Below are 18,509 nucleotides of genomic sequence, written 5' to 3'. Positions count from 1 at the left end.
GTTGTCGAGGCCCGACCTGCACCGTTCCGGGCGCGCCCGGCTGAGCACCGTACGTCACAGAGGTGCACCCGACTCTCGCCGGTGTCGGCGGCTGCGGGTACCATCCGGCGAACACGCGCGACTGCGGGGAGGACGACGGTGGGGCGGCTGACCGGCGGAGACCCCTCTCTGCTCAGGCGGATCAATTCCGCGGTGGTGCTGCACGCGCTGCGTTCCACCGATTTCGCGACGCTCACCGAGGTCACCCGCGTCACCGGCCTGTCCCGGCCCACCGTGGAGGGCGTCGTCGAGGGGCTCATCGTGGCCGGGCTCGTCGTGGAGACCACGGTCGAGGAGCCGGGCGCGCGGCGGCAGGGCCGGCCCGCGCGCAAGTTCCGCTTCCGGGCCGAGGCCGGGCATCTGCTCGGCCTGGAGATCGGCGCGCACCGGGTGACCGCGGTGCTCTCGGCGCTCGACGGCAGGGTGCTCGGTTCGGCGTCCAAGGAGGTCGACGAGGCCGCGTCGGTGGACGAGCGGCTCGAAAAGCTGCGCGGCACCGTCGCCGATCTGCTGCGCCGCGCGGGCGTCGCCCGTGGCTCGCTGTGGGCGGTCGGCGTCGGCAGCCCGGGGATCGTGCAGGCGGACGGGACGGTGCGGCTCGGCACCGCGCTGCCGGGCTGGACCGGGCTTCCGCTCGGCGAACGACTGCGGCGCTCCTTCAAGTGCCCGGTCCTCGTGGAGAACGACGCGAACGCGGCGGCCGTGGCCGAGCACTGGCAGGGCGCCGGGGCGGAGACCGACGACATGGTGTTCGTCCTCGCCGGGCTGAGTCCCGGGGCCGGCGCCCTGATCGGCGGCCGCCTGCACCGTGGCTTCGGGGGCGCCGCCGGGGAGATCGGCGCGCTGCACCTGCTGGGCCGCGAGGTGCGGCCCGAGGCGCTGCTGTCCACCACGGGCGAGCCGCTGCACCCGCTGGACGAGCTCGCCGTGGCGCATGTGTTCACGCTGGCGCGCGAGGGCGACGACCGGGCGTCCGCCGCGGTCGAGCGGTTCCTTCAGCGGCTCGTGCACGATGTCGCGGCGCTGGTGCTCGCGCTCGATCCGGAGCTGGTCGTCGTGGGCGGCTGGGCCGCGGGGCTCGACGGCGTACTCGAACCGCTGCGGCGGGAGCTCGAGCGCTACTGTCTACGGCCCCCGCGGGTGGCGTTGTCGACGCTGGGCGAGGCGGCGGTGGCCACGGGGGCGCTGCGGCTCGCGCTCGACCATGTGGAAGAGGAACTCTTCGCTACGGAAAGCACGGTTACGGCCCGCCGGTAGGCACCGGCGGGCGGCGCGCCGGAGCCCACATCATTACGAAGCCCGAGCCTTACGAAACCGAGCCCTACGAAGCGAAGCCGAGCCCTACGAAGCCCGCGTCTGCGGAGCGTGGTGGATCTCCACGCCCGCCGTGTCACCGAAGGTGAGCCGGCAGGTGTCCGCGCGGTAGGTCGCCACCGAGACGGCGGCGGTCGCCCCGCGGCTGAAGTAGCGGGTCGTGACGACGAGGACCGGGGCGCCGGGCAGCCGGTCGAGCTCCTTCGCGTCGTCGGCGCGCGCCGAGCCCAGCTCGACCGCGCGGTCCTCCCCGTCGAGCCCGAGGCGCTGCAGCTCGCGCACGACCGCACGCGCGCGTGCGGCGCCGGACGCGGCGTCGATGGCCGTCAGGTCGGGGGCCGAGCCCACGGGGACGTACAGCAGCTCGGCGGCGACCGGCTGGCCGTGCGAGACCCGCGTGCGGCGCAGGACGTGCACTTCCTCGTCCGGCGCGGTCTCCAGGGCCGCGGCGACGGCGCCCGGCGGAACCTCGAACGTGGAGTCGACGGCCTGCCACGCGTCCGCGCTGCCACCCGGCCAGTCCCGGTCGTTCGACGCGACGGCGACGCCCATGCGGGGCGGCGCGACCGTGGTACCGACGCCGCGGCGGCGCTGCAGCCGGCCTTCCAGCTCCAGCTGCTCCAGGGCCTGACGGAGGGTGGCGCGGGCGACGCCGAAGCGGGCCGCGAGGTCCCGCTCGTTCGGCAGGATCTCGCCCACCGCGAACTCGGAGTCGAGCGCATCGGTCAGCACGGTCTTCAGGTGCCAGTACTTCGGCTCCGGAGCCGCTTCCAACTGCGTGGTCCCCACCCTGTCCTCCGCAACAGCCGCGCCCTGGCAGGTTTTTATCGCCCTTGTTTATTAAAGGTTCCTGCCTTATCCCTGCGAGCGTAGGACTGCTCTCGGAACTTGGTCAATACCAATCGGCGTCCGGTTCTCACAGGGCGGAACGCGGCGCACACAGGGCGGAACACGGAAGGCCCGCCCCCGTTTGCGCAACGGGAGCGGGCCTTGACCAGGTGTGCGGAGCGGCGGCTAGCCGAGCCCTCCGAGCTTGTCCGGGTTGCGCACGATGTAGATCTGCTGGATCCGGCCTTCGCCCAGGCCGAGTTGGAGGACGGCGTCCGGCTTGCCGTCCACGGTGACGAGCACGCCGAGCGTTCCGTTGAACTCCACGATGTCCAGCTCGAAGCCCTCGGCGCCGCCCTGTCGCACGGCGCCCTGCACGAACCGGCCCACCTTGTCGGCGCTCTCGATGACCCGCAGCGGCGCCCTGGCCTTGCCGCCGCTGTCGCCCACGAGCTGGGCGTCCGGGGCGAGCATGGCCATCAGCCCTTCGAGGTCGCCCTCGGTGGCGGCGGCCAGGAAGCGCTCGGTGAGGTCGCGCTGCTGGACCGGGTCGACGTCGAAGCGGGGCCGGCGCTCGTCCACGTGCTTACGCGCGCGCGTCGCGAGTTGCCGCACGGCGGCCTCGCCGCGCTCCAGCGTGCCGGCGATCTCCGCGTAGGAAAGACCGAAGGCCTCCCGCAGCACGAACACCGCCCGCTCCAGCGGCGAGAGGGACTCCAGGACGACGAGGACCGCGAGCGACACGGAGTCGGCGAGCACGGCCTGTTCGGCGGTGTCGGGCACCGTGGGCCCGAAGTCGGTGACGAGCGGTTCTGGCAGCCACGGCCCTACGTAGGACTCGCGGCGCGCCTGGGCCTGCCGCAGCCGGTCGATGGCGAGCCGGGTGGTGATGCGCACCAAGTAGGCGCGCGGTTCACGGACGTCGGCCCGGTCCGCGCGGGACCAGCGCAGCCAGGCGTCCTGCACCACGTCCTCCGCGTCGGCTACCCGGCCCAGCATGCGGTAGGCCACGCCCATGAGGACGGAGCGGTGCTCTTCGAAGTCATCGATCTCTGTGTCGGTGGCCACCCACCCATCCCATAGGACGCGTCGGGCGCTGTCCAGCGGGCGCCCCGCCGCTTCGGTTCGGCTGTGCCCCTTGAACTGCGGGCTACTGAGCGGTAATTGTTGCTGACAAGGAGTCTAAGGAGACCGTCGCGGCGTGGCGGGGACAGGGAGCGAGCGACATGGTGACAGAGGCGTCCTTCAGCATCGAGAGCGCCGGAGGGACCCACACCGTGCGCCTCGCGTACGAGCGCGCGGGCACCGGTGAGCCGCTGCTTCTGCTGCACGGGATCGGGCACCACTGGGAGGCCTGGCAGCCGGTGCTGCCGATCCTCGCGGCGGAGCGGGACGTGATCGCGGTGGATCTGCCGGGGTTCGGGAAGTCGCCCGCGCTGCCGGACGGGCTCGCGTACGACCTGGCGGGCGTGGTCCCCGTCCTCGACGCGTTCTGCCGCCACATAGGGGTCGAGCGGCCGCATGTGGCGGGGAACTCGCTGGGCGGGCTGCTCGCCCTCGACCTCGGCCGGGAGAAGCTCGTACGGTCCGTCACGGCCCTCTCCCCCGCCGGGTTCTGGTCCGGGGCCGAGCGGCGCTACGCCTTCGGGACGCTGCTCGCGATGCGGGCCGGCGCGCGGGCCATGCCGGTGCCGGTGATCGAGCGGCTCTCCCGCTCCGCGGCGGGGCGCGCGGCGCTCACCAGCACCATCTACGCGCGGCCCGGCCGCCGTTCACCCGAGGCGGTCGTCGCGGAGACGCTGGCCCTGCGGGAGGCCACCGGGTTCCGGGAGACGCTGGAGGCCGGTCGTTCGGTGCTGTTCCGGGACGACATCCAGGAGCTGCCGGTCACGATCGCGTGGGGCACCAGCGACCGTCTCCTCGTGCGCCGCCAGGGCATCCGCGCCAAGCACGTCATCCCGGGGGCCCGCCTGATCAAGCTTCCCGGCTGCGGGCACGTCCCGATGAACGACGATCCGGCGCTCGTCTCGCGGGTGATCCTCGACGGGAGCCGGTGAGGCGACAGCCGCTGAACGGCGCGCGAACACACCCGAGCCCAGGGCGACACCGGCGGCGACGAGCACGCTGCCCGCGCCCTGGGCGATGCCGTACGTCCCGGAGCCGACCAGCGGCGCGGTGCAGGCCGCCGCGACGGGGATGAGCCCGGAGAACAGCGTGGCCCGCTCGGCGCCGATCCGCTGCATGCCCATGTACCAGCACACGAAGCCGACGACCGTGACGACCACGGCCTGCCACGCCAGGGCCGCGAACTCGGCGCCGTCCGGCCTGCGCAGCCAAGCACCGCCGTCCACGACGATCCCCACGACGGCGGCCTCCAGCGCGGCGATCCCGCACACCGTGCAGGCCAGCAGCCGGGGGCCGAGCGGGCGCAGCACCGGCACGGCGAGCACCGCGAACCCGACCTCGCCCGCGAGGGCACATACGGAGAAGGCGATCCCGGCGACGTCCGTACGCCCCCACCCTTGAACCGTCAGGGCCCCGGCCGCCACGAGCAACGCCCCGTACAGCACGGCCCGTTGGGGCCGCACCCCGCTCAACAGGGGCACCAGGACGGCGACGACCACGGGCGCGCATCCTACGAAGACGCCGGGTACCGCGGGTTCGGCGGAGCGTTCCGCGGCGAGGACCGCGAGGTTGAAGCCGACCATGCCGACGGCGGCGAGCAGCGCGAGCCGGCCCCACTGGCGCGGCGTGAGCCGCCGCAGCGGGCGCAGGCCGCCCCTCCCGAGCAGCGGCAGGAGCAGCAGGCACGCGACGGCGTAGCGGATGAACTGGCCGCCGGCGTACGGGTAGTGGCCCAGGACGCTGTTGGCGGTGAAGGAGCCGCCGACGAGGACGCAGGCGAGGGTGGCGAGCAGGGAGCCTCGGAGTGAAGTGGCGTTCATGGAGGCGACGTTAGGGACGGCGGGTGGTCCGTCACGAGGTCCATTCGCGCGGCCGTATCGGGGACCAATCGCGGAGCGGTCAGGGACCGACCAGGGGCCAATCAGGGGCCGCTCAGGGTCCAATCAGGAGCCATTCAGGGACCCGTCACGGACACCCGGGAGGTCACCGTAGGGTCCCGGTATGACACAGCCGCCCGCCCCGGAAGGCCGCGAATCACCCACCCCTGCCTGGGAATTGCTGCTGCCCGCCTCGTCCGCCCCGGCACGCGCGCGTGGTCGTGCCCTCCAGTCCGCACTGCGGGAGGCGGTGCGTTCGGGGCGGCTCGCGCCCGACACCCGGCTGCCGTCGAGCCGGGATCTGGCGCGGGACCTCGGGGTGTCGCGGGGTCTTGTCACGGAGGCGTACGAGCAGTTGACCGCCGAGGGGTATCTGCGCGCCGGGCGGGGCGCCGGGACGTGGGTGGGTGAGGCGGCGCGGGCGGCCGCGCCGGGCGCGAGCGATCTGGCGCCACGCCCTTCGACCGGCGCCCGGGCCGACTTCGTCGCAGGATCACCGGACCTGTCGCTGTTCCCGCGCGCGGCGTGGTCGGCGGCGCAGCGGGCGGTGCTCCTCGACCTTCCGCACCACACCCTCGGCTACCCCGACCCGCGCGGCCTCCCGCGCCTGCGTACGGCCCTCGCCGAGCTGCTCGTCCGGCGGCGCGGTGTGGTGGCGGACCCGGAGCGGATCATCGTGTGTTCCGGGGTGACGCAGGCGGTGACGCTGCTCGGCATCGTGCTCCGCGCGCGGGGGCAGCACGCCATCGGCGTGGAGAACCCCGGCAGCCCGCAGTTCGAGGACCTGTTCGCGACGGTGGGCTCGCGGGCGGTGCGCCTGCCGATGGACGAGGAGGGGCTCGCCATGGGCCCTCTGCGTGAGTCCGGGGTCCGCACGGTGATCACCACTCCGTCGCACCACTTCCCGTCGGGCATCGCGTACTCGGCGCGCCGCAGGACACAACTCCTCGCCTGGGCCAGGCGGGTGGGCGGTCTGGTCGTGGAGGACGACTACGACGGCGACTTCCGCTACGACCGCGCACCCGTGGGCGCGCTGCAAGGGCTCGACCCCGAGCACGTCGCGTACACCGGATCGGTGAGCAAGTCGCTGGCGCCGGGGCTGCGGCTCGGCTGGCTGATCGTGCCGGACGCGCTGACCGACGACGTCGTCGCACGCAAGCGCTACATGGACCTCGGCAACCCGGCCCTCGACCAGGCGGTGCTCGCCCGCTTCGTCGAGCGCGGCGATTACGACCGCCACCTGCGCCGCTGCCAACGCGCGTACAAGGAACGCCGCGACGCCCTGGTGGCGGCGCTGCACGAGCACCTGCCCGGCACCGAGGTCTCCGGCATCGCGGCGGGCCTGCACGCCATCGCCACGCTCCCCGACCGCTTCGGCCCGCATCAGCAGCTCCTGGACCGCTTCTCGGCCGCCGGGGTGTCCGTCCGCCCGCTCGGCCACTACGGAGGCGGCACGAGCGGCGGACTGTCCCTGGTGATCGGCTACGCGCAGCTGTCCCCGGCCCGTATCACCGAAGGGGTACGCCTACTGGCGCACGCCGCCCTGCGCGCCAGGTTCCCTTGATGGTGGGGACAGTTGTTCACTTGGGGTTCGTGTGCGCGCCGTGGCACCGCAGTAGGAGTGGCAGCGCGGCGCCGCGTGCAGGCCAAGGCACCGCGCTGTCGTCGAGACCGTCACTGGAGGCGTCCATGTCAGACCGTCCGCAAACTTCCAAGCCCGGCCGCCGCGGGGTGCTGCGCGGTGCGCTCGCCACGTCGGCGGCGCTGGCCCTTCCGGCGATCGGCGGGGCCGCCGCGCCCGCGTTCGCACTCTCCGGGCGTCCGAAGGCCGGCTGGGGCGTCCAGGCGGGTGACGTGGGCGCGCACTCGGGCCTCGTGTGGGTGCGCTCCGACCGGCCCGCGCGGATGGTCGTGGAGACCTCGGCCACCGAGTCGTTCAAGAAGGTGAACAGATGGCGGGGGCCGCTGATCGGCCCCGACACCGACTTCACCGGGACGACCCGGCTGCGCGGCCTGCCGCCCGGCGAGCAGATCCACTACCGCGTGCGGCTCGCCGACCCGGACGACCCGCGGCGCACCGGCGAGCCCGTGGCGGGGACCTTCCGTACGGCGTCCGTGTCGCGCCGGGACGGGGTGCGGTTCCTGTGGTCCGGGGACATCGCGGGGCAGGGCTGGGGCATCAACCCGGACCGCGGCGGCTACCGCGTGTACGAGGACATGCGCGCCCTCGACCCCGACTTCTTCCTGTGCAGCGGCGACAACATCTACGCCGACGGCCCGATCCTGCCCAGCGTGACGCTGCCGGACGGGCGGGTGTGGCGCAATGTGACCACCGAGGAGAAGTCCAAGGTCGCCGAAACTCTCGCCGAGTTCCGTGGCGCGTTCCGCTACAACCTGCTCGACGAGAACCTGCGCCGCTTCAACGCCCAGGTCCCCACCATCACGCAGTGGGACGACCACGAGGTGCACAACAACTGGTACCCCGGCCAGATCCTCAGCGACGAGCGCTACACCGAGAAGAACGTCGACGTGCTGTCGGCCCGCTCGCTGCGCGCGTTCAGCGAGTACTTCCCGGTCTCGACGCTGCCGCCGGGTGACGCCGACGGCCGGGTGTACCGGGTGCTGCGGCAGGGGCCGCTGCTCGACGTGTTCGTGCTCGACATGCGGACGTATCGCAACGCGAACTCGCCGGGGCGGCAGGCCGACGACACGACCGGGATTCTCGGGGCCGAGCAGCTCGCGTGGCTGAAGCGGGAGTTGTCGCGCTCGCGCGCCGTGTGGAAGGTGATCGCCTCCGACATGCCGCTGGGCCTCGTCGTCCCGGACGGCAGCGCGAACTTCGAGGCGGTGGCGCAGGGGGACCCCGGCGCGCCGCTCGGCCGCGAGTTGCAGCTCGCCGAGCTGCTGCGGCACATCAAGCACGAGCGGATCACCGGCACCCTGTGGCTGACGACCGATGTGCACTACACGTCCGCGCAGCACTACGAGCCGTCGAACGCGGCGTATCAGGACTTCGAGCCGTTCTGGGAGTTCGTGTCGGGGCCGCTCGCGGCGGGCGGGTTCAAGGCGCTGAAGCTGGACGGGACGTTCGGCCCGCGGCAGGTCTTCATCAAGGCGCCGGACCGCAACAACACCTCGCCGGCCGAGACCCCGCCGTACTTCGGGGAGGTCGAGATCGACGGCGGTAGCGGGGAACTCACCGTACGGCTGCGACAGGAGGGCGGCGACGTGCTGTTCTCGCAGACGTTGCAGCCGGGACGGGTGGGACAGTGACCCGTCGGCCACCCAGCACCCAAAATCCGACATAAGCACGCTTAACCCGTCGGTCACAAAGCGTTTGTGATCACGCAACACCGGTCCTGCACAGTGGATGCATGACTAATGAGACGCATGTTGTCGCTGTTGTCCTGTGCTGCGCCGCGGCCCTGCTCGCCACGTCCGCCGCCGGGTTCCGATTGCTCTGGTCACGACGCCAGGAGCACGCGCCACCCACGGCGGATACCGGCGCCCGGCCGCCCGCCTCCCCGGAGGCCGCGGCCGGGCCGCTCGACCCGGCGAGCAGCACGCTGTGGCGGATGCGGACGACCGTGCGCGACGAGCCGGGGTCGCTGGCCGCACTGTGCACGGTCCTCGCCCACGAGCGGGTCGACATCCTGAGCCTCCAGACGCACCCGCTCGCCGAGGGCACCGTTGACGAGTTCCTGCTGCGGACGCCCGAGGAGCTGACCTCGGGCGCGCTGACCGAGGCCGTCGCGGGCGCGGGCGGCGCCAACACCTGGGTCGAGCGGGCGGACGCCCACGACCTGGTGGACGCCCCCACCCGCGTCCTCGGTCTCGCCACCCGCACGGCCCTCGACGCCGCCGAACTCCCGCTCGCCCTGCGCCAGTTGCTGGGGCGCTGCACAATCAAGTCGCTGCCGGCGAAGGCGGCCACCGCCGCCGGCGGCGCGCCGGTCGAGGGCGGCTTCGACGACACCGCGCTGCGGCTGCGCACCCCGGAGGGCGGGATGATCACGGTGGAGCGGCCGTATCTGCCGTTCACGCCCACCGAGTTCGCGCGCGCCCGCGCCCTCGTGGAGCTGGACACCCGGCTCGGCCCGCGCGTGCCGAACGGCGAGGACGTCCTGACGCTGCCCGAGGGCAACGACATCACCGTGCGGCGCGCCGACAGCGGCGACCTCGCCCTGTCGAGGGCGATGCACGAGCGGTGCTCCCCGGCCACGCTGGCCCGCCGCTACCACGGGCCCGTCGCCGACGCGGACCGCTATCTGAACCACCTGCTCAGCCCGCGCCACGGCCGCACCCTCGCCGCACAGACGGCCTCCGGCCGGATAGTCGCCCTCGGACACCTGCTGTGGGACGGCGACGAGACCGAGGTCGCGCTGCTCGTGGAGGACGACTGGCAGCGCCGCGGCATCGGCGCCGAACTCCTCGGCCGCCTGGTCTCGATGGCCGTCGAGGCGGGCTGCGCCAGCGTGTACGCGGTGACGCAGTCGGCCAACACGGGCATGGTCGCGGCGATGCGCGGCCTCGGCCTGCCCCTCGACTACCAGATCGAGGAGGGCACGCTGGTGATCACCGCCCGGCTCGATGCGGCACCGGTGGCGTCCCTGCTTCCGTCCGCGCTTCCGACCGCGCACGAGGACGAGTACGGGCGGGCCGAGCAGCCGCAGTGACGCGGGGGCCTGCCGGGCGGCCCAACGCCCGGTCCAGGTCCGCCCACAGGTCCTCGACGTCCTCCAGGCCGACCGAGAGCCGCAGCAGCCGGTCGACGACGCCCGCCGCCCTGCGGTCGTCGGCGGCGACCACGCGGTGGCTGATCGAGGCCGGGTGCTGGATCAGTGAGTCGACGCTGCCGAGGCTGACCGCCGGGGTGATCAGTTCGACCCCGGCGGTCACCGCGTGCGGGTCGCCCGCCACCTCGAAGGCGACCATGGCGCCGCCGATCCGCGGGTAGTGGACGCGGGTGACACGCGGGTCCCCCGCCAGCCGCCGGACGAGTTCCGCGGCCGTCGCGGAAGCGGCCCGCACCCGTACCGGCAGGGTCGACAGGCCGCGCAGCAGCAGATAGCCGGCGAGCGGGTGCAGCACCCCGCCGGTCGCGAACCGCACCTTGCGCAGCTCCCGCGCGAACGCCTCGTCGCAGGCCACGACGCCGCCGAGGACGTCCCCGTGTCCGCCGATGTACTTCGTGGCGCTGTGCAGGACGAGCCGGGCGCCGTTCTCGACCGGGCGCTGGAGTACGGGCGTCGCGAACGTGTTGTCGACGAGCAGCGGCACCGATCCGCAGGCGTGCGCGACGGCCGCGAGATCGACCTCCGCGAGCGTCGGGTTGGCCGGCGACTCCACCAGGACGAGCCCGGTGTCGGGCCGTATCGCGTCGCCGATCCCGGCGGGGTCGACCCACGTCACCTCCGAGCCGAGCGCGCCCGCCGTCAGCAGGTGGTCGCTGCACCCGTACAGCGGGCGGACCGCGACGACATGGCGCAGGCCCGCCGCGACGCGTGCGAGGAGCACGGCCGTCAGCGCCGCCATGCCGCTCGCGAAAGCGACCGCGCTGTCCGTGCCCTCGAGGCGGGCGAGGGCGGTCTCGAAGCGGGCGACGGTCGGGTTGCCGAGGCGGCCGTAGACGGGCGGCCCGCCGTCGAGGGCGCCGTCGGCGGCGAACGCGTCGACGCGGGCCGCCTCCGCGCGGGTGTCGGCGGACGGGTAGGTGGTGGACAGGTCGAGGGGCGGGGCGTGCAGTCCGAGGGCGGCGAGGTCGTCGCGGCCCGCGTGCACGGCCTCGGTGGCGAAGGCGCGGGTGCGGGCCCCGCTCGTGTCCCAGTGCGTATCCATGACCGGCATCCTGAACAACGGGCGGGGTCGGTGGTTCAACTCCCGTGCTACGTTCGCCGGATGACCGACTCCGTCGTACTCGATCCGGTCGACCTGGACATACTGCGGCTCTTGCAGAACGACGCCCGCACCACCTACCGGGATCTGGCGGCGCAGGTCGGTGTCGCGCCCTCCACCTGCCTGGACCGGGTGAACAGGCTGCGGCGCGGCGGCGTCATCCTCGGGCATGTGCTGCGGCTCGACCCGGCGAAGCTGGGGCGCGGCCTGGAGGCGCTGCTGTCGGTGCAGGTGCGCCCGCACCGCAGGGAGCTCGTCGGGCCGTTCGTCGAGCGGGTCCGGGCCCTGCCCGAGGCGCGCACCGTGTTCCATCTGACCGGCCCCGACGACTACTTGGTGCACGTCGCCGTCCGCGACATGGCGGACCTCCAGCGCCTTGTGCTCGACTCGTTCACCGCGCGCCCCGAAGTGGCACGCGTCGAGACCCGGTTGATCTTCCAGCAGTGGGAATGCGGGCCACTGCTTCCGCCCGCGGCGAATCATGGTGACGCGACCCCATGACTCGTACGAGGATGTGTCGCATGCCACACATCCCGAACTCTCAGCACTCCGCAGCCCTACTGCCCCGGCAGATCGCCGATGCCTACGTCGACGAGATGGTCGCCCTCGACCCCGTGGAGGGCACCTTCCTGGGCGTCCGGGAGGCCCACAGCAAGCTGCCCGACCTGTCTCCCGCCGGCCTCACCGCCGTCGCGGACCTCGCGCGCGAGACCCTCGCGAGGCTCGACGAGGCGGAGCGCGCGCCCGGCGCCGACAGCGACGTCGAGCGGCGCTGCGCCCGGCTGCTGCGCGAGCGCCTGACCGCCGCGCTCGCGGTGCACGAGGCGGACGAGCACCTGCGCGAGGTCTCCAACCTGGGCTCGCCGATCCACAACGCGCGCGAGGTGTTCACCGTCACCCCGACCGACACGGACGAGGACTGGGCGGCGATCGCCGAGCGGCTGCGCGCGGTGCCCGCCGCGTTCGCCGGCTACCGGGAGACGCTCGCGCTCGGCCTGGACCGGAAGCTGTATGCGGCGCCGCGGCCGACGGAGACCTTCATCGGCCAACTCGGCGAGTGGCAGGGCTGGTTCGAGGAGTTCGCCGCCGCGGGCCCCGAGTCGCTGCGCGCCGAGCTGACCGAGGCGGCGCGCACCGCGGACGCCGCGACCGTCGAACTGCGCGACTGGATGCGGGACGTGTACGCGCCCGCCGTCGAGGGCGCGCCGAACGTGGTGGGCCGCGAGCGCTACGCGCGTTGGTCGCGCTACTACAACGGCACGGACCTCGACCTGGACGAGGCGTACGCGTACGGCTGGAGCGAGTTCCACCGGCTGCTCGCCGAGATGCGCACGGAAGCCGAGAAGATCCTGCCGGGAGCCGAGACGCCCTGGGTGGCGCTCGCGCACCTCGACGAGCACGGGCGGCACATCGAGGGCGTCGACGAGGTGCGGCAGTGGCTCCAGAAGCTGATGGACGAGGCCATCGGCGCGCTCGACGGCACCCACTTCGAACTCGCCGACCGGGTACGGCAGGTGGAGTCCTGCATCGCGCCGGCCGGCAGCGCCGCCGCCCCCTACTACACGCCGCCGTCGGAGGACTTCTCGCGCCCCGGCCGCACCTGGCTGCCGACGATGGGCCTGACCCGCTTCCCCGTCTACGACCTCGTGTCGACGTGGTACCACGAGGGCGTGCCCGGCCATCACCTCCAGCTCGCGCAGTGGGCGCACGTGGCCGGTGACCTGTCCCGCTACCAGGCGACGCTCGGCATCGTCTCCGCGAACGCGGAGGGCTGGGCGCTGTACGCGGAGCGGCTGATGGACGAACTGGGTTTCCTCACGGACGCGGAGACCCGGATCGGCTACCTGGACGCGCAGATGATGCGGGCCTGCCGGGTCATCGTCGACATCGGCATGCACCTGGAGCTGGAGATCCCGGCGGACTCGCCGTTCCACCCCGGCGAGCGGTGGACGCCCGAGCTGGCGCAGGAGTTCTTCGGCGCGCACAGCAGCCGTCCGGCGGACTTCGTGGAGAGCGAGCTGACCCGGTACCTGTCGATCCCGGGCCAGGCGATCGGCTACAAGCTGGGCGAGCGGGCGTGGCTGCTCGGGCGCTCCAACGCGCAGGCGGCGCACGGTGATTCCTTCGACGCGAAGGCGTGGCACATGGCGGCACTGTCGCAGGGGTCGCTGGGGCTCGACGACCTGGTGGACGAGCTCTCCAAGTTGTAGCGCCTGGAGGCCCTACACGAGGGTGCGCCGGAAGCCGCCCTCCGAGTCGATGACCTGCCCGGTGATCCACGCGGCCTCGTCCGTGGCCAGCCACGCGATGAGCCGCGCCGGGTCATCGGGCATCCCCCACCGCTTGGCGGGAAACAGTTCGGCGATGGATTCGTACGTCTCCCCGTCCAGGTAATCCGTGTCCACGGGGCCGGGGTTGACGGTGTTCACGGTCACGTACTGCGGGGCGAGGGTGGTGGCGAGAGAGCGCGTGATCGACGCGAGCGCGCCCTTTTGCAGGGCGTACGCGATCTCGCCGGGCATGCCGTCGGCGATGTCCTGCCCGGAGGTCATCATGACGACACGCCCGCCGGCTTCCGCCGTGTTCGTGGTTGCCCGGTGCCGGGCGAAGGCCTGGACGAGCAGCACCACGGAGCGGGCGTCGACGGCCCAGTGGGCGTCCAGCATGGCGGCGTCGATGGTGTCGAGCGTGCCGTCGCAGCCGCTCAGCGCGTGGTTGGCGACGACGATGTCCAGCCGCCCGCCGAGCGCTTCGGCGGCGTCCTGGATCAGCCGCGCGGGGGCGTCGGCTTCGGTGAGATCCGCCGGGCCGTGCGCCACGACGGCATCCGGTACGCCACGCACGGCCCGCACGGCGTCGGCCACCTCGGCGGGCCGGTCCCCGCCCCACGGCATGGCTTCGTCATGGGCCACGTGGTGGTGCAGATACACGCTCGCCCCGTACGCGGCGAGCCGCCGGGCCACGGCGAACCCGATGCCGCCGCGCCGACTCGCCCCGGTGACCAGGGCGGTGCGGCCACGCAGCGGAAGGGGGTCGCGGCGAAGTTCGGTGGACGTGGGATGCGGCATCTTCGGCATGCCATGGATCATGCCGGGTGGCCTACGGTGCGCGCACGCGGTTTCCGGGGGCGATCCGACCGGCTCAGCAAATCCAGCCCCGCCGACACGACGCTGACGCCCTCGCGGGTCACGCCTGTTGGACCCCGCGCTGCCGCACCACCGATCCCTCCCGCCCCTTCACGACCTCCAGCTGCGCATGCACCCGGCGCCGCAGATCGCCGACGTGGCTCACGATGCCGACGCTGCGGTCCCGCTCGCGCAGGGAGTCGAGGACGTCGAGGACCTCGTCGAGGGTCTGGTCGTCGAGGCTGCCGAAGCCCTCGTCGATGAAGAGGGTGTCGAGGCGGACGCCGCCCGCCTCGTCCGTGACGACGTCCGCGAGGCCGAGCGCCAGGGCGAGCGAGGCGAAGAACGTCTCACCGCCGGAGAGCGTCGCCGTGTCGCGCTCGCGGCCCGTCCACGCGTCGACGACGTGCAGGCCGAGGCCCGAACGGCCGCGCCCCGCAAGGGAGTCGGAGTGCACCAGGGTGTAGCGGCCCGAGGACATCCGGCGCAGGCGTGCGGTCGCGGCGGCCGCCACCTGCTCCAGGCGGGCGGCCAGCACGTACGACTCCAGGCGCATCTTGCGCTCGTTGTCGGCGGCGGTGCCGGCCGCGAGGGAGGCGAGCCGGGCCACCCGGTCGTACGTCTCGCGCAGCGGGCCGAGGCGGCGGACCTCAGTGGCGACGCGGCGCGAGAGCCGGTCGAGTTCGGCACAGCGCCGCTGGGCCTCGTCGCGCGCCGATCCGGCCGTCCGTACGCGCGCGTCGGCGGCCTGCGCGGCGGCCCGGGCCGCGTCGACGTCGGCCGCGGGTCTCCGGGCGGCCTCGGCGGTGTCCTCCTCGGCGAGCACCGCGCGCACGGCGGCCTCCTCCGACTGCCGGGCGTCCAGGCGGTGTTGGAGCTCGCGGTGCCGGGCGTCGTCGAGCAGTGCGGCGGCCGCGGCCTCCGGCGTGTCGAACCCGGCCCGGAACGCCGCGTCGGCGAGTCGCGCGTCCGATTCCTTGAGGCGCCGCGCCGTGTCCTCGACGGCGCGGGCCGCGTCGGCGGCCTCGGTGAGCAGCGCGCCCTGCTGCTCCAACTGCTCCGCGCGCGCCTCGACGCTCTCGGCGGTGCCCCGCGCCTTCACCAACTCTCGCTCCAGACCTGCCTGTTCGCGGTCCAGGGCGTCACGCAGCGAGGTGCGGGCGGCGGTGCGCTGCGCGGCCTCCTGGCGGGCCGCGAGGCGGCGGTCGCGCTCGCCGTCGGCGCGGGCGAGGGTCTCGCGGGCGGGATGCGCGGTAGACGCGAGGGCGTGCGCCTCGGCGTGTCGCTCCGCCAATTCGCGGGCCGTCTCGGCGAGTTGCGCGGCGGGCGCCTCCCCTGCCGCGGCCCTCGCCGCCGCCAGTTCCTCCCGTACGTCGCCCAGGGCGCGCTCGGCCCGGGTGCGGCGCTCGTCGGCGGCGCGGTAGGCGGCGAGCGCGGACTCCTCGGCGGCCCGGTCGACGTGTCCCTCGGACTTCCGCATGGGCGCGGGGTGTTCGCTGGCGCCGCAGACGGTGCAAGGCTCGCCGTCGACGAGGGCCTCGGCGAGTTCGGCGGCGACGTCGCGCAGCCGCTGCTCCTTCAGGCCGAGCCAGTGCTCGTGGGCGGTCGCCGACTGCTCGCGGGCCCGCAGCGCGTCGGCGTCGGCGGTCTCGGCGCGCTCGGCGAGCCGGTCGCGCTCGACGGCGGCGCGGGCCTGCTTGCGGGCCGGTTCCAGCTGTCCCGCGAGGTGTTCGGCGCGGGTGGCGGCCTCCTGGGCCTCGTCGACCTTGGCCTGGAGGTCGGCGCGGCGGGCCTCCCAGCCGTCGAGCCAGCCTTCGGTGTCGGCGAGCAGGTCGGTGTCGGCGCGCTCCTCGCGGTCGAGGTCGGTGCGCTCCCGCGTGAGCTCGGCGAGCCGCCGCTCGGCCCGGCGCGCCGCGTCGAGCCCCCCGAGCTCTTGAGCGACACGCCGGGCGGCTTCGGTGAGCGCTTCCGGCGAGGCCGGCACCTTCCCGGCCGCCGAGGCCTCACCGTGGGCCGCCGTACCGTGGGCCTCCAGCTCCCCCCGGGCCCGCCGGTCCTCCGCCAACGCCTCCCGATGCGCCGCCTCCGACTCGTCCCGGAGGGCCAGCGCCGGTTCCACCGTCGCCGCCTTGCGGGCGCGCTCCATCCGGTCCTGGAGGGCGCGGTGTTCCCCGGACCGTTCCTCCAGGGCCGCCTCCCGCTCGCGGGCCTGCGCGAAGCGGAGTTGCAGGCGGTGCGTCTCCGTCACGTCCGACAGGTCGTGCTGCGCCGCGATCCGCGCCGACTCGGCCGCGTCCAGGGCGAGATGGGCGTGCGTGAAGTGTTCGCGCGCGGTCGAGCGGGCCGTCGCCGCCCAGGTCAGGACGGCGTCCGCGATACCGGGGTCGCCCGGCGTCGCGTCCACGGGGTCCAGCTCCACGACGTTCCCCGCCGCCTGCTGCATACGGTGGGCGTCCGCCAGCAACTCCGAGTCCCCGGCGGCCACTTGCTTCTGCGCCGCCTTGCGGTCCTCGGCGAGCCGCTGCTCCACCGCGGCGAACCGGTGCGTGTCGAAGAGCCGGCCGAGCAGCTTGCCGCGGGCCTCCGCGTCGGCCCGCAGGAAGCGCGCGAAGTCGCCCTGCGGGAGGAGGACCACCTGGCAGAACTGGTCCTTGCTCATGCCGAGCAGCTGCGTGATCTCCTCGCCGATCTCCTGGTGGGAGCGGCTGAGGTCCTTCCACTTCGCCGCCACGGCGTCGTACTCGCGCAGCCAGCTCTGCGCCTTCTCCGTGGTGAAGCCTGTGCCGCGCTTCTTGGGGCGGGCAAAGGGCGGCTGCCGGGTGATCTCCAGGCGGCGTCCCGCGACGGTCAGGTCGAGGGCCACCTCGGTGCGCACGCCCGCCTCCGCGTGGTCGCTGCGCAGGTTCTGCCCCTGGCCGCTGCCGCTCTGCCGGGCGCCGGGCACGGACCCGTACAGCGCGTAGCAGACCGCGTCGAGGACGGAGGTCTTGCCCGCGCCGGTCGGCCCGTGGAGGAGGAAGAGTCCCGCCGCCGACAGGTCGTCGAAGTCGACCTTCTGCGTGGCACCGAAGGGGCCGAACGCCGTGATCGTGAGTGTGTGCAGCCTCACCTGGCCACCTCGCGCACCACATCGTCCGCGCGTACGGCGTCGAACGCGGCCCGCAGCACCACCCGCTCGCTCTCGTCGGGCCCTGCGCCCCGGACGTGGGTCACGAAGTCCTCCGCGATCTCGTGGTCGTCGCGCCCCTTGAGGCGCTCGGCGTAGCTGGCGTCCGGCTCCTCGTCGTCCGTACGGAGAGGGTCGAAGAGCAGGCTGAGGGTGTGCGGGAACCGGTCGGTGAGGCGGGCCATCGGGTCGTCCGGCCGGATCGCGTCCGTGAGCGTCGCCTCCACCCACGACTCCTCGTGCCGGTCGAGGGCCGGGTCGGCGAGGAGGTCCTCGAGGTCGCCGCGGAGGCGGACCAGCGGGCGCGGCACCGGGCAGTCGAGGCGCTCGGCGGTGACCGCGCCCTCGGCGTCGAGGTCGATCAGCCACATGCTCTTGCGGTGGTCCGCCTCCGAGAACGAGTACGGCAGCGGGGAGCCCGAGTAGCGGACCCGGTCGCTGATGACCTGGCTGCCGTGCAGATGCCCGAGCGCCACGTAGTCCGCCCCGTCGAAGACACCGGACGGGACCGCCGAGACGCCGCCCACCGTGATGTCCCGCTCGCTGTCACTGGGCGCGCCCCCGGTCACGAAGGCGTGCGCGAGGACGACGGACCTGGTGCCGGCCGGGCGCGCGGCGAGGTCGTCCCGCACACGCTCCATGGCGGCGGCGAGCACCTGCTCGTGCCCGGCCTTCGCCACCCCGAACTCGTCCTTGACCAGGGCCGGTTCGAGGTAGGGCAGTCCGTAGAACGCGACGTCGCCGTGCGCGTCCGGCAGCACGATCGGCTCGCCGCAGCGGGCCGGTGCCGTACGCAGATGGATGCCGGCCCGGCCGATGAGGCCCGCGCCCACGCCGAGGCGGCGGGCCGAGTCGTGGTTCCCGGAGATCATCACGGTGGGCACGCCGAGCTCGGCGAGGCGGTGCAGGGCGTCGTCGTACAGCTCCACGGCCGCGAGGGGCGGGACCGCGCGGTCGTACACGTCACCCGACACGACCACGGCGTCGACGCCGCGCTCGCGGGCGGTGTCGACGAGGTGGGTGATGAAGGTGGCCTGGGCGTCGAGCATGTTCACGCGGTGGAACGAGCGGCCCAGGTGCCAGTCGGATGTGTGGAGCAGCCTCATGTCACACGAGGCTAACGGGTGGGTCTGACATGGC

At 73.7% G+C, this 18,509-nt stretch carries 13 protein-coding genes and 1 pseudogene; 7 read left to right on the top strand and 7 right to left on the bottom strand.

Going from position 1 to position 18,509, the window contains the following annotated elements; all coding sequences use genetic code 11:
- The first annotated feature begins 138 nt into the window (after nucleotides 1–138).
- On the top strand, nucleotides 139–1,296 hold the full coding sequence (locus ACOKM3_RS34505; protein ID WP_426905152.1) for an ROK family protein: 1,158 nt from the start codon (nucleotides 139–141) through the stop codon (nucleotides 1,294–1,296).
- Nucleotides 1,297–1,380: 84 nt separating this feature from the next.
- On the opposite strand, the gene ACOKM3_RS34500 is transcribed toward ACOKM3_RS34505, so the two are convergent.
- Nucleotides 1,381–2,142: a GntR family transcriptional regulator gene (locus tag ACOKM3_RS34500; RefSeq protein ID WP_426905151.1), complete on the bottom strand. Its 762-nt coding sequence runs from the start codon at nucleotides 2,140–2,142 to the stop codon at nucleotides 1,381–1,383.
- Between the two features lie 225 nt (nucleotides 2,143–2,367).
- Nucleotides 2,368–3,249: an RNA polymerase sigma factor SigJ gene (gene sigJ, locus ACOKM3_RS34495; protein WP_426905150.1), complete on the bottom strand. Its 882-nt coding sequence runs from the start codon at nucleotides 3,247–3,249 to the stop codon at nucleotides 2,368–2,370.
- 158 nt (nucleotides 3,250–3,407) lie between these two features.
- Here sigJ and ACOKM3_RS34490 point away from each other — a divergent pair, with 158 nt between their 5' ends.
- Entirely contained in the window at nucleotides 3,408–4,238 is an 831-nt protein-coding gene (locus ACOKM3_RS34490) for an alpha/beta fold hydrolase (RefSeq protein ID WP_426905149.1), read from the top strand.
- Nucleotides 4,239–4,337: 99 nt separating this feature from the next.
- On the opposite strand, the pseudogene ACOKM3_RS34485 reads toward ACOKM3_RS34490, so the two are convergent.
- A pseudogene (locus ACOKM3_RS34485) lies at nucleotides 4,338–5,126 on the bottom strand (EamA family transporter); the annotation flags it as partial.
- A gap of 181 nt (nucleotides 5,127–5,307) precedes the next feature.
- Here ACOKM3_RS34485 and pdxR point away from each other — a divergent pair.
- The 3 genes from pdxR (at nucleotide 5,308) to ACOKM3_RS34470 (ending at nucleotide 9,859) form a co-directional block, all read left to right on the top strand.
- The gene (gene pdxR, locus ACOKM3_RS34480; RefSeq protein WP_426905148.1) at nucleotides 5,308–6,747 is read left to right on the top strand and encodes a MocR-like pyridoxine biosynthesis transcription factor PdxR; all 1,440 of its coding nucleotides are present in this window, start codon (nucleotides 5,308–5,310) and stop codon (nucleotides 6,745–6,747) included.
- A gap of 125 nt (nucleotides 6,748–6,872) precedes the next feature.
- A complete protein-coding gene (locus tag ACOKM3_RS34475) occupies nucleotides 6,873–8,456 on the top strand; it encodes an alkaline phosphatase D family protein (protein ID WP_426905147.1) in 1,584 nt (527 codons plus the stop codon).
- A 101-nt stretch (nucleotides 8,457–8,557) separates the two neighbouring features.
- Nucleotides 8,558–9,859 carry a GNAT family N-acetyltransferase gene (locus ACOKM3_RS34470; RefSeq protein WP_426905146.1) on the top strand — a complete coding sequence of 434 codons (1,302 nt, stop codon included), beginning with the start codon at nucleotides 8,558–8,560 and terminating at the stop codon, nucleotides 9,857–9,859.
- Here the strand turns inward: ACOKM3_RS34470 and ACOKM3_RS34465 are convergent.
- A complete protein-coding gene (locus ACOKM3_RS34465; protein WP_426905145.1) occupies nucleotides 9,759–11,030 on the bottom strand; it encodes a trans-sulfuration enzyme family protein in 1,272 nt (423 codons plus the stop codon). The genes ACOKM3_RS34470 and ACOKM3_RS34465 overlap by 101 nt on opposite strands.
- A 51-nt stretch (nucleotides 11,031–11,081) precedes the next feature.
- On the opposite strand from ACOKM3_RS34465, the gene ACOKM3_RS34460 reads away from it, so the two are divergent.
- Together ACOKM3_RS34460 and ACOKM3_RS34455 are read left to right on the top strand one after the other, a co-directional pair.
- Nucleotides 11,082–11,579: an Lrp/AsnC family transcriptional regulator gene (locus ACOKM3_RS34460; RefSeq protein WP_426905144.1), complete on the top strand. Its 498-nt coding sequence runs from the start codon at nucleotides 11,082–11,084 to the stop codon at nucleotides 11,577–11,579.
- Nucleotides 11,580–11,599: 20 nt separating this feature from the next.
- On the top strand, nucleotides 11,600–13,288 hold the full coding sequence (locus ACOKM3_RS34455; RefSeq protein WP_426905143.1) for a DUF885 domain-containing protein: 1,689 nt from the start codon (nucleotides 11,600–11,602) through the stop codon (nucleotides 13,286–13,288).
- 12 nt (nucleotides 13,289–13,300) lie between these two features.
- Here ACOKM3_RS34455 and ACOKM3_RS34450 read toward each other — a convergent pair whose 3' ends face one another.
- The 3 genes from ACOKM3_RS34450 to ACOKM3_RS34440 form a co-directional block, all read right to left on the bottom strand.
- The gene (locus ACOKM3_RS34450; protein WP_426905142.1) at nucleotides 13,301–14,155 is read right to left on the bottom strand and encodes an SDR family oxidoreductase; all 855 of its coding nucleotides are present in this window, start codon (nucleotides 14,153–14,155) and stop codon (nucleotides 13,301–13,303) included.
- A 109-nt stretch (nucleotides 14,156–14,264) separates the two neighbouring features.
- Nucleotides 14,265–17,312, bottom strand: a complete 3,048-nt coding sequence (locus tag ACOKM3_RS34445; RefSeq protein WP_426905141.1) for an AAA family ATPase — start codon at nucleotides 17,310–17,312, stop codon at nucleotides 14,265–14,267.
- Entirely contained in the window at nucleotides 17,309–18,475 is a 1,167-nt protein-coding gene (locus ACOKM3_RS34440; RefSeq protein WP_426905140.1) for an exonuclease SbcCD subunit D, read from the bottom strand. The genes ACOKM3_RS34445 and ACOKM3_RS34440 overlap by 4 nt, the downstream gene beginning before the upstream one ends.
- Nucleotides 18,476–18,509 lie beyond the last annotated feature (34 nt).

This window comes from Streptomyces nidicola, from assembly GCF_050106155.1.
GTDB lineage: Bacteria > Actinomycetota > Actinomycetes > Streptomycetales > Streptomycetaceae > Streptomyces.
The sequence above is the reverse complement of the archived record's forward strand: the minus strand, read 5'-3'. Positions and strand labels throughout refer to the sequence as shown.

Coding starts and splice junctions, on each gene's coding strand:
- ACOKM3_RS34490 (WP_426905149.1), top strand. CDS start 3,408: ATGGTGACAGAGGCGTCCTTCAGCATCGAGAGCGCCGGAGGGACCCAC.
- pdxR (WP_426905148.1), top strand. CDS start 5,308: ATGACACAGCCGCCCGCCCCGGAAGGCCGCGAATCACCCACCCCTGCC.
- ACOKM3_RS34475 (WP_426905147.1), top strand. CDS start 6,873: ATGTCAGACCGTCCGCAAACTTCCAAGCCCGGCCGCCGCGGGGTGCTG.
- ACOKM3_RS34470 (WP_426905146.1), top strand. CDS start 8,558: ATGACTAATGAGACGCATGTTGTCGCTGTTGTCCTGTGCTGCGCCGCG.
- ACOKM3_RS34465 (WP_426905145.1), bottom strand. CDS start 11,030: ATGCCGGTCATGGATACGCACTGGGACACGAGCGGGGCCCGCACCCGC.
- ACOKM3_RS34460 (WP_426905144.1), top strand. CDS start 11,082: ATGACCGACTCCGTCGTACTCGATCCGGTCGACCTGGACATACTGCGG.
- ACOKM3_RS34455 (WP_426905143.1), top strand. CDS start 11,600: ATGCCACACATCCCGAACTCTCAGCACTCCGCAGCCCTACTGCCCCGG.
- ACOKM3_RS34450 (WP_426905142.1), bottom strand. CDS start 14,155: ATGCCGAAGATGCCGCATCCCACGTCCACCGAACTTCGCCGCGACCCC.
- ACOKM3_RS34440 (WP_426905140.1), bottom strand. CDS start 18,475: ATGAGGCTGCTCCACACATCCGACTGGCACCTGGGCCGCTCGTTCCAC.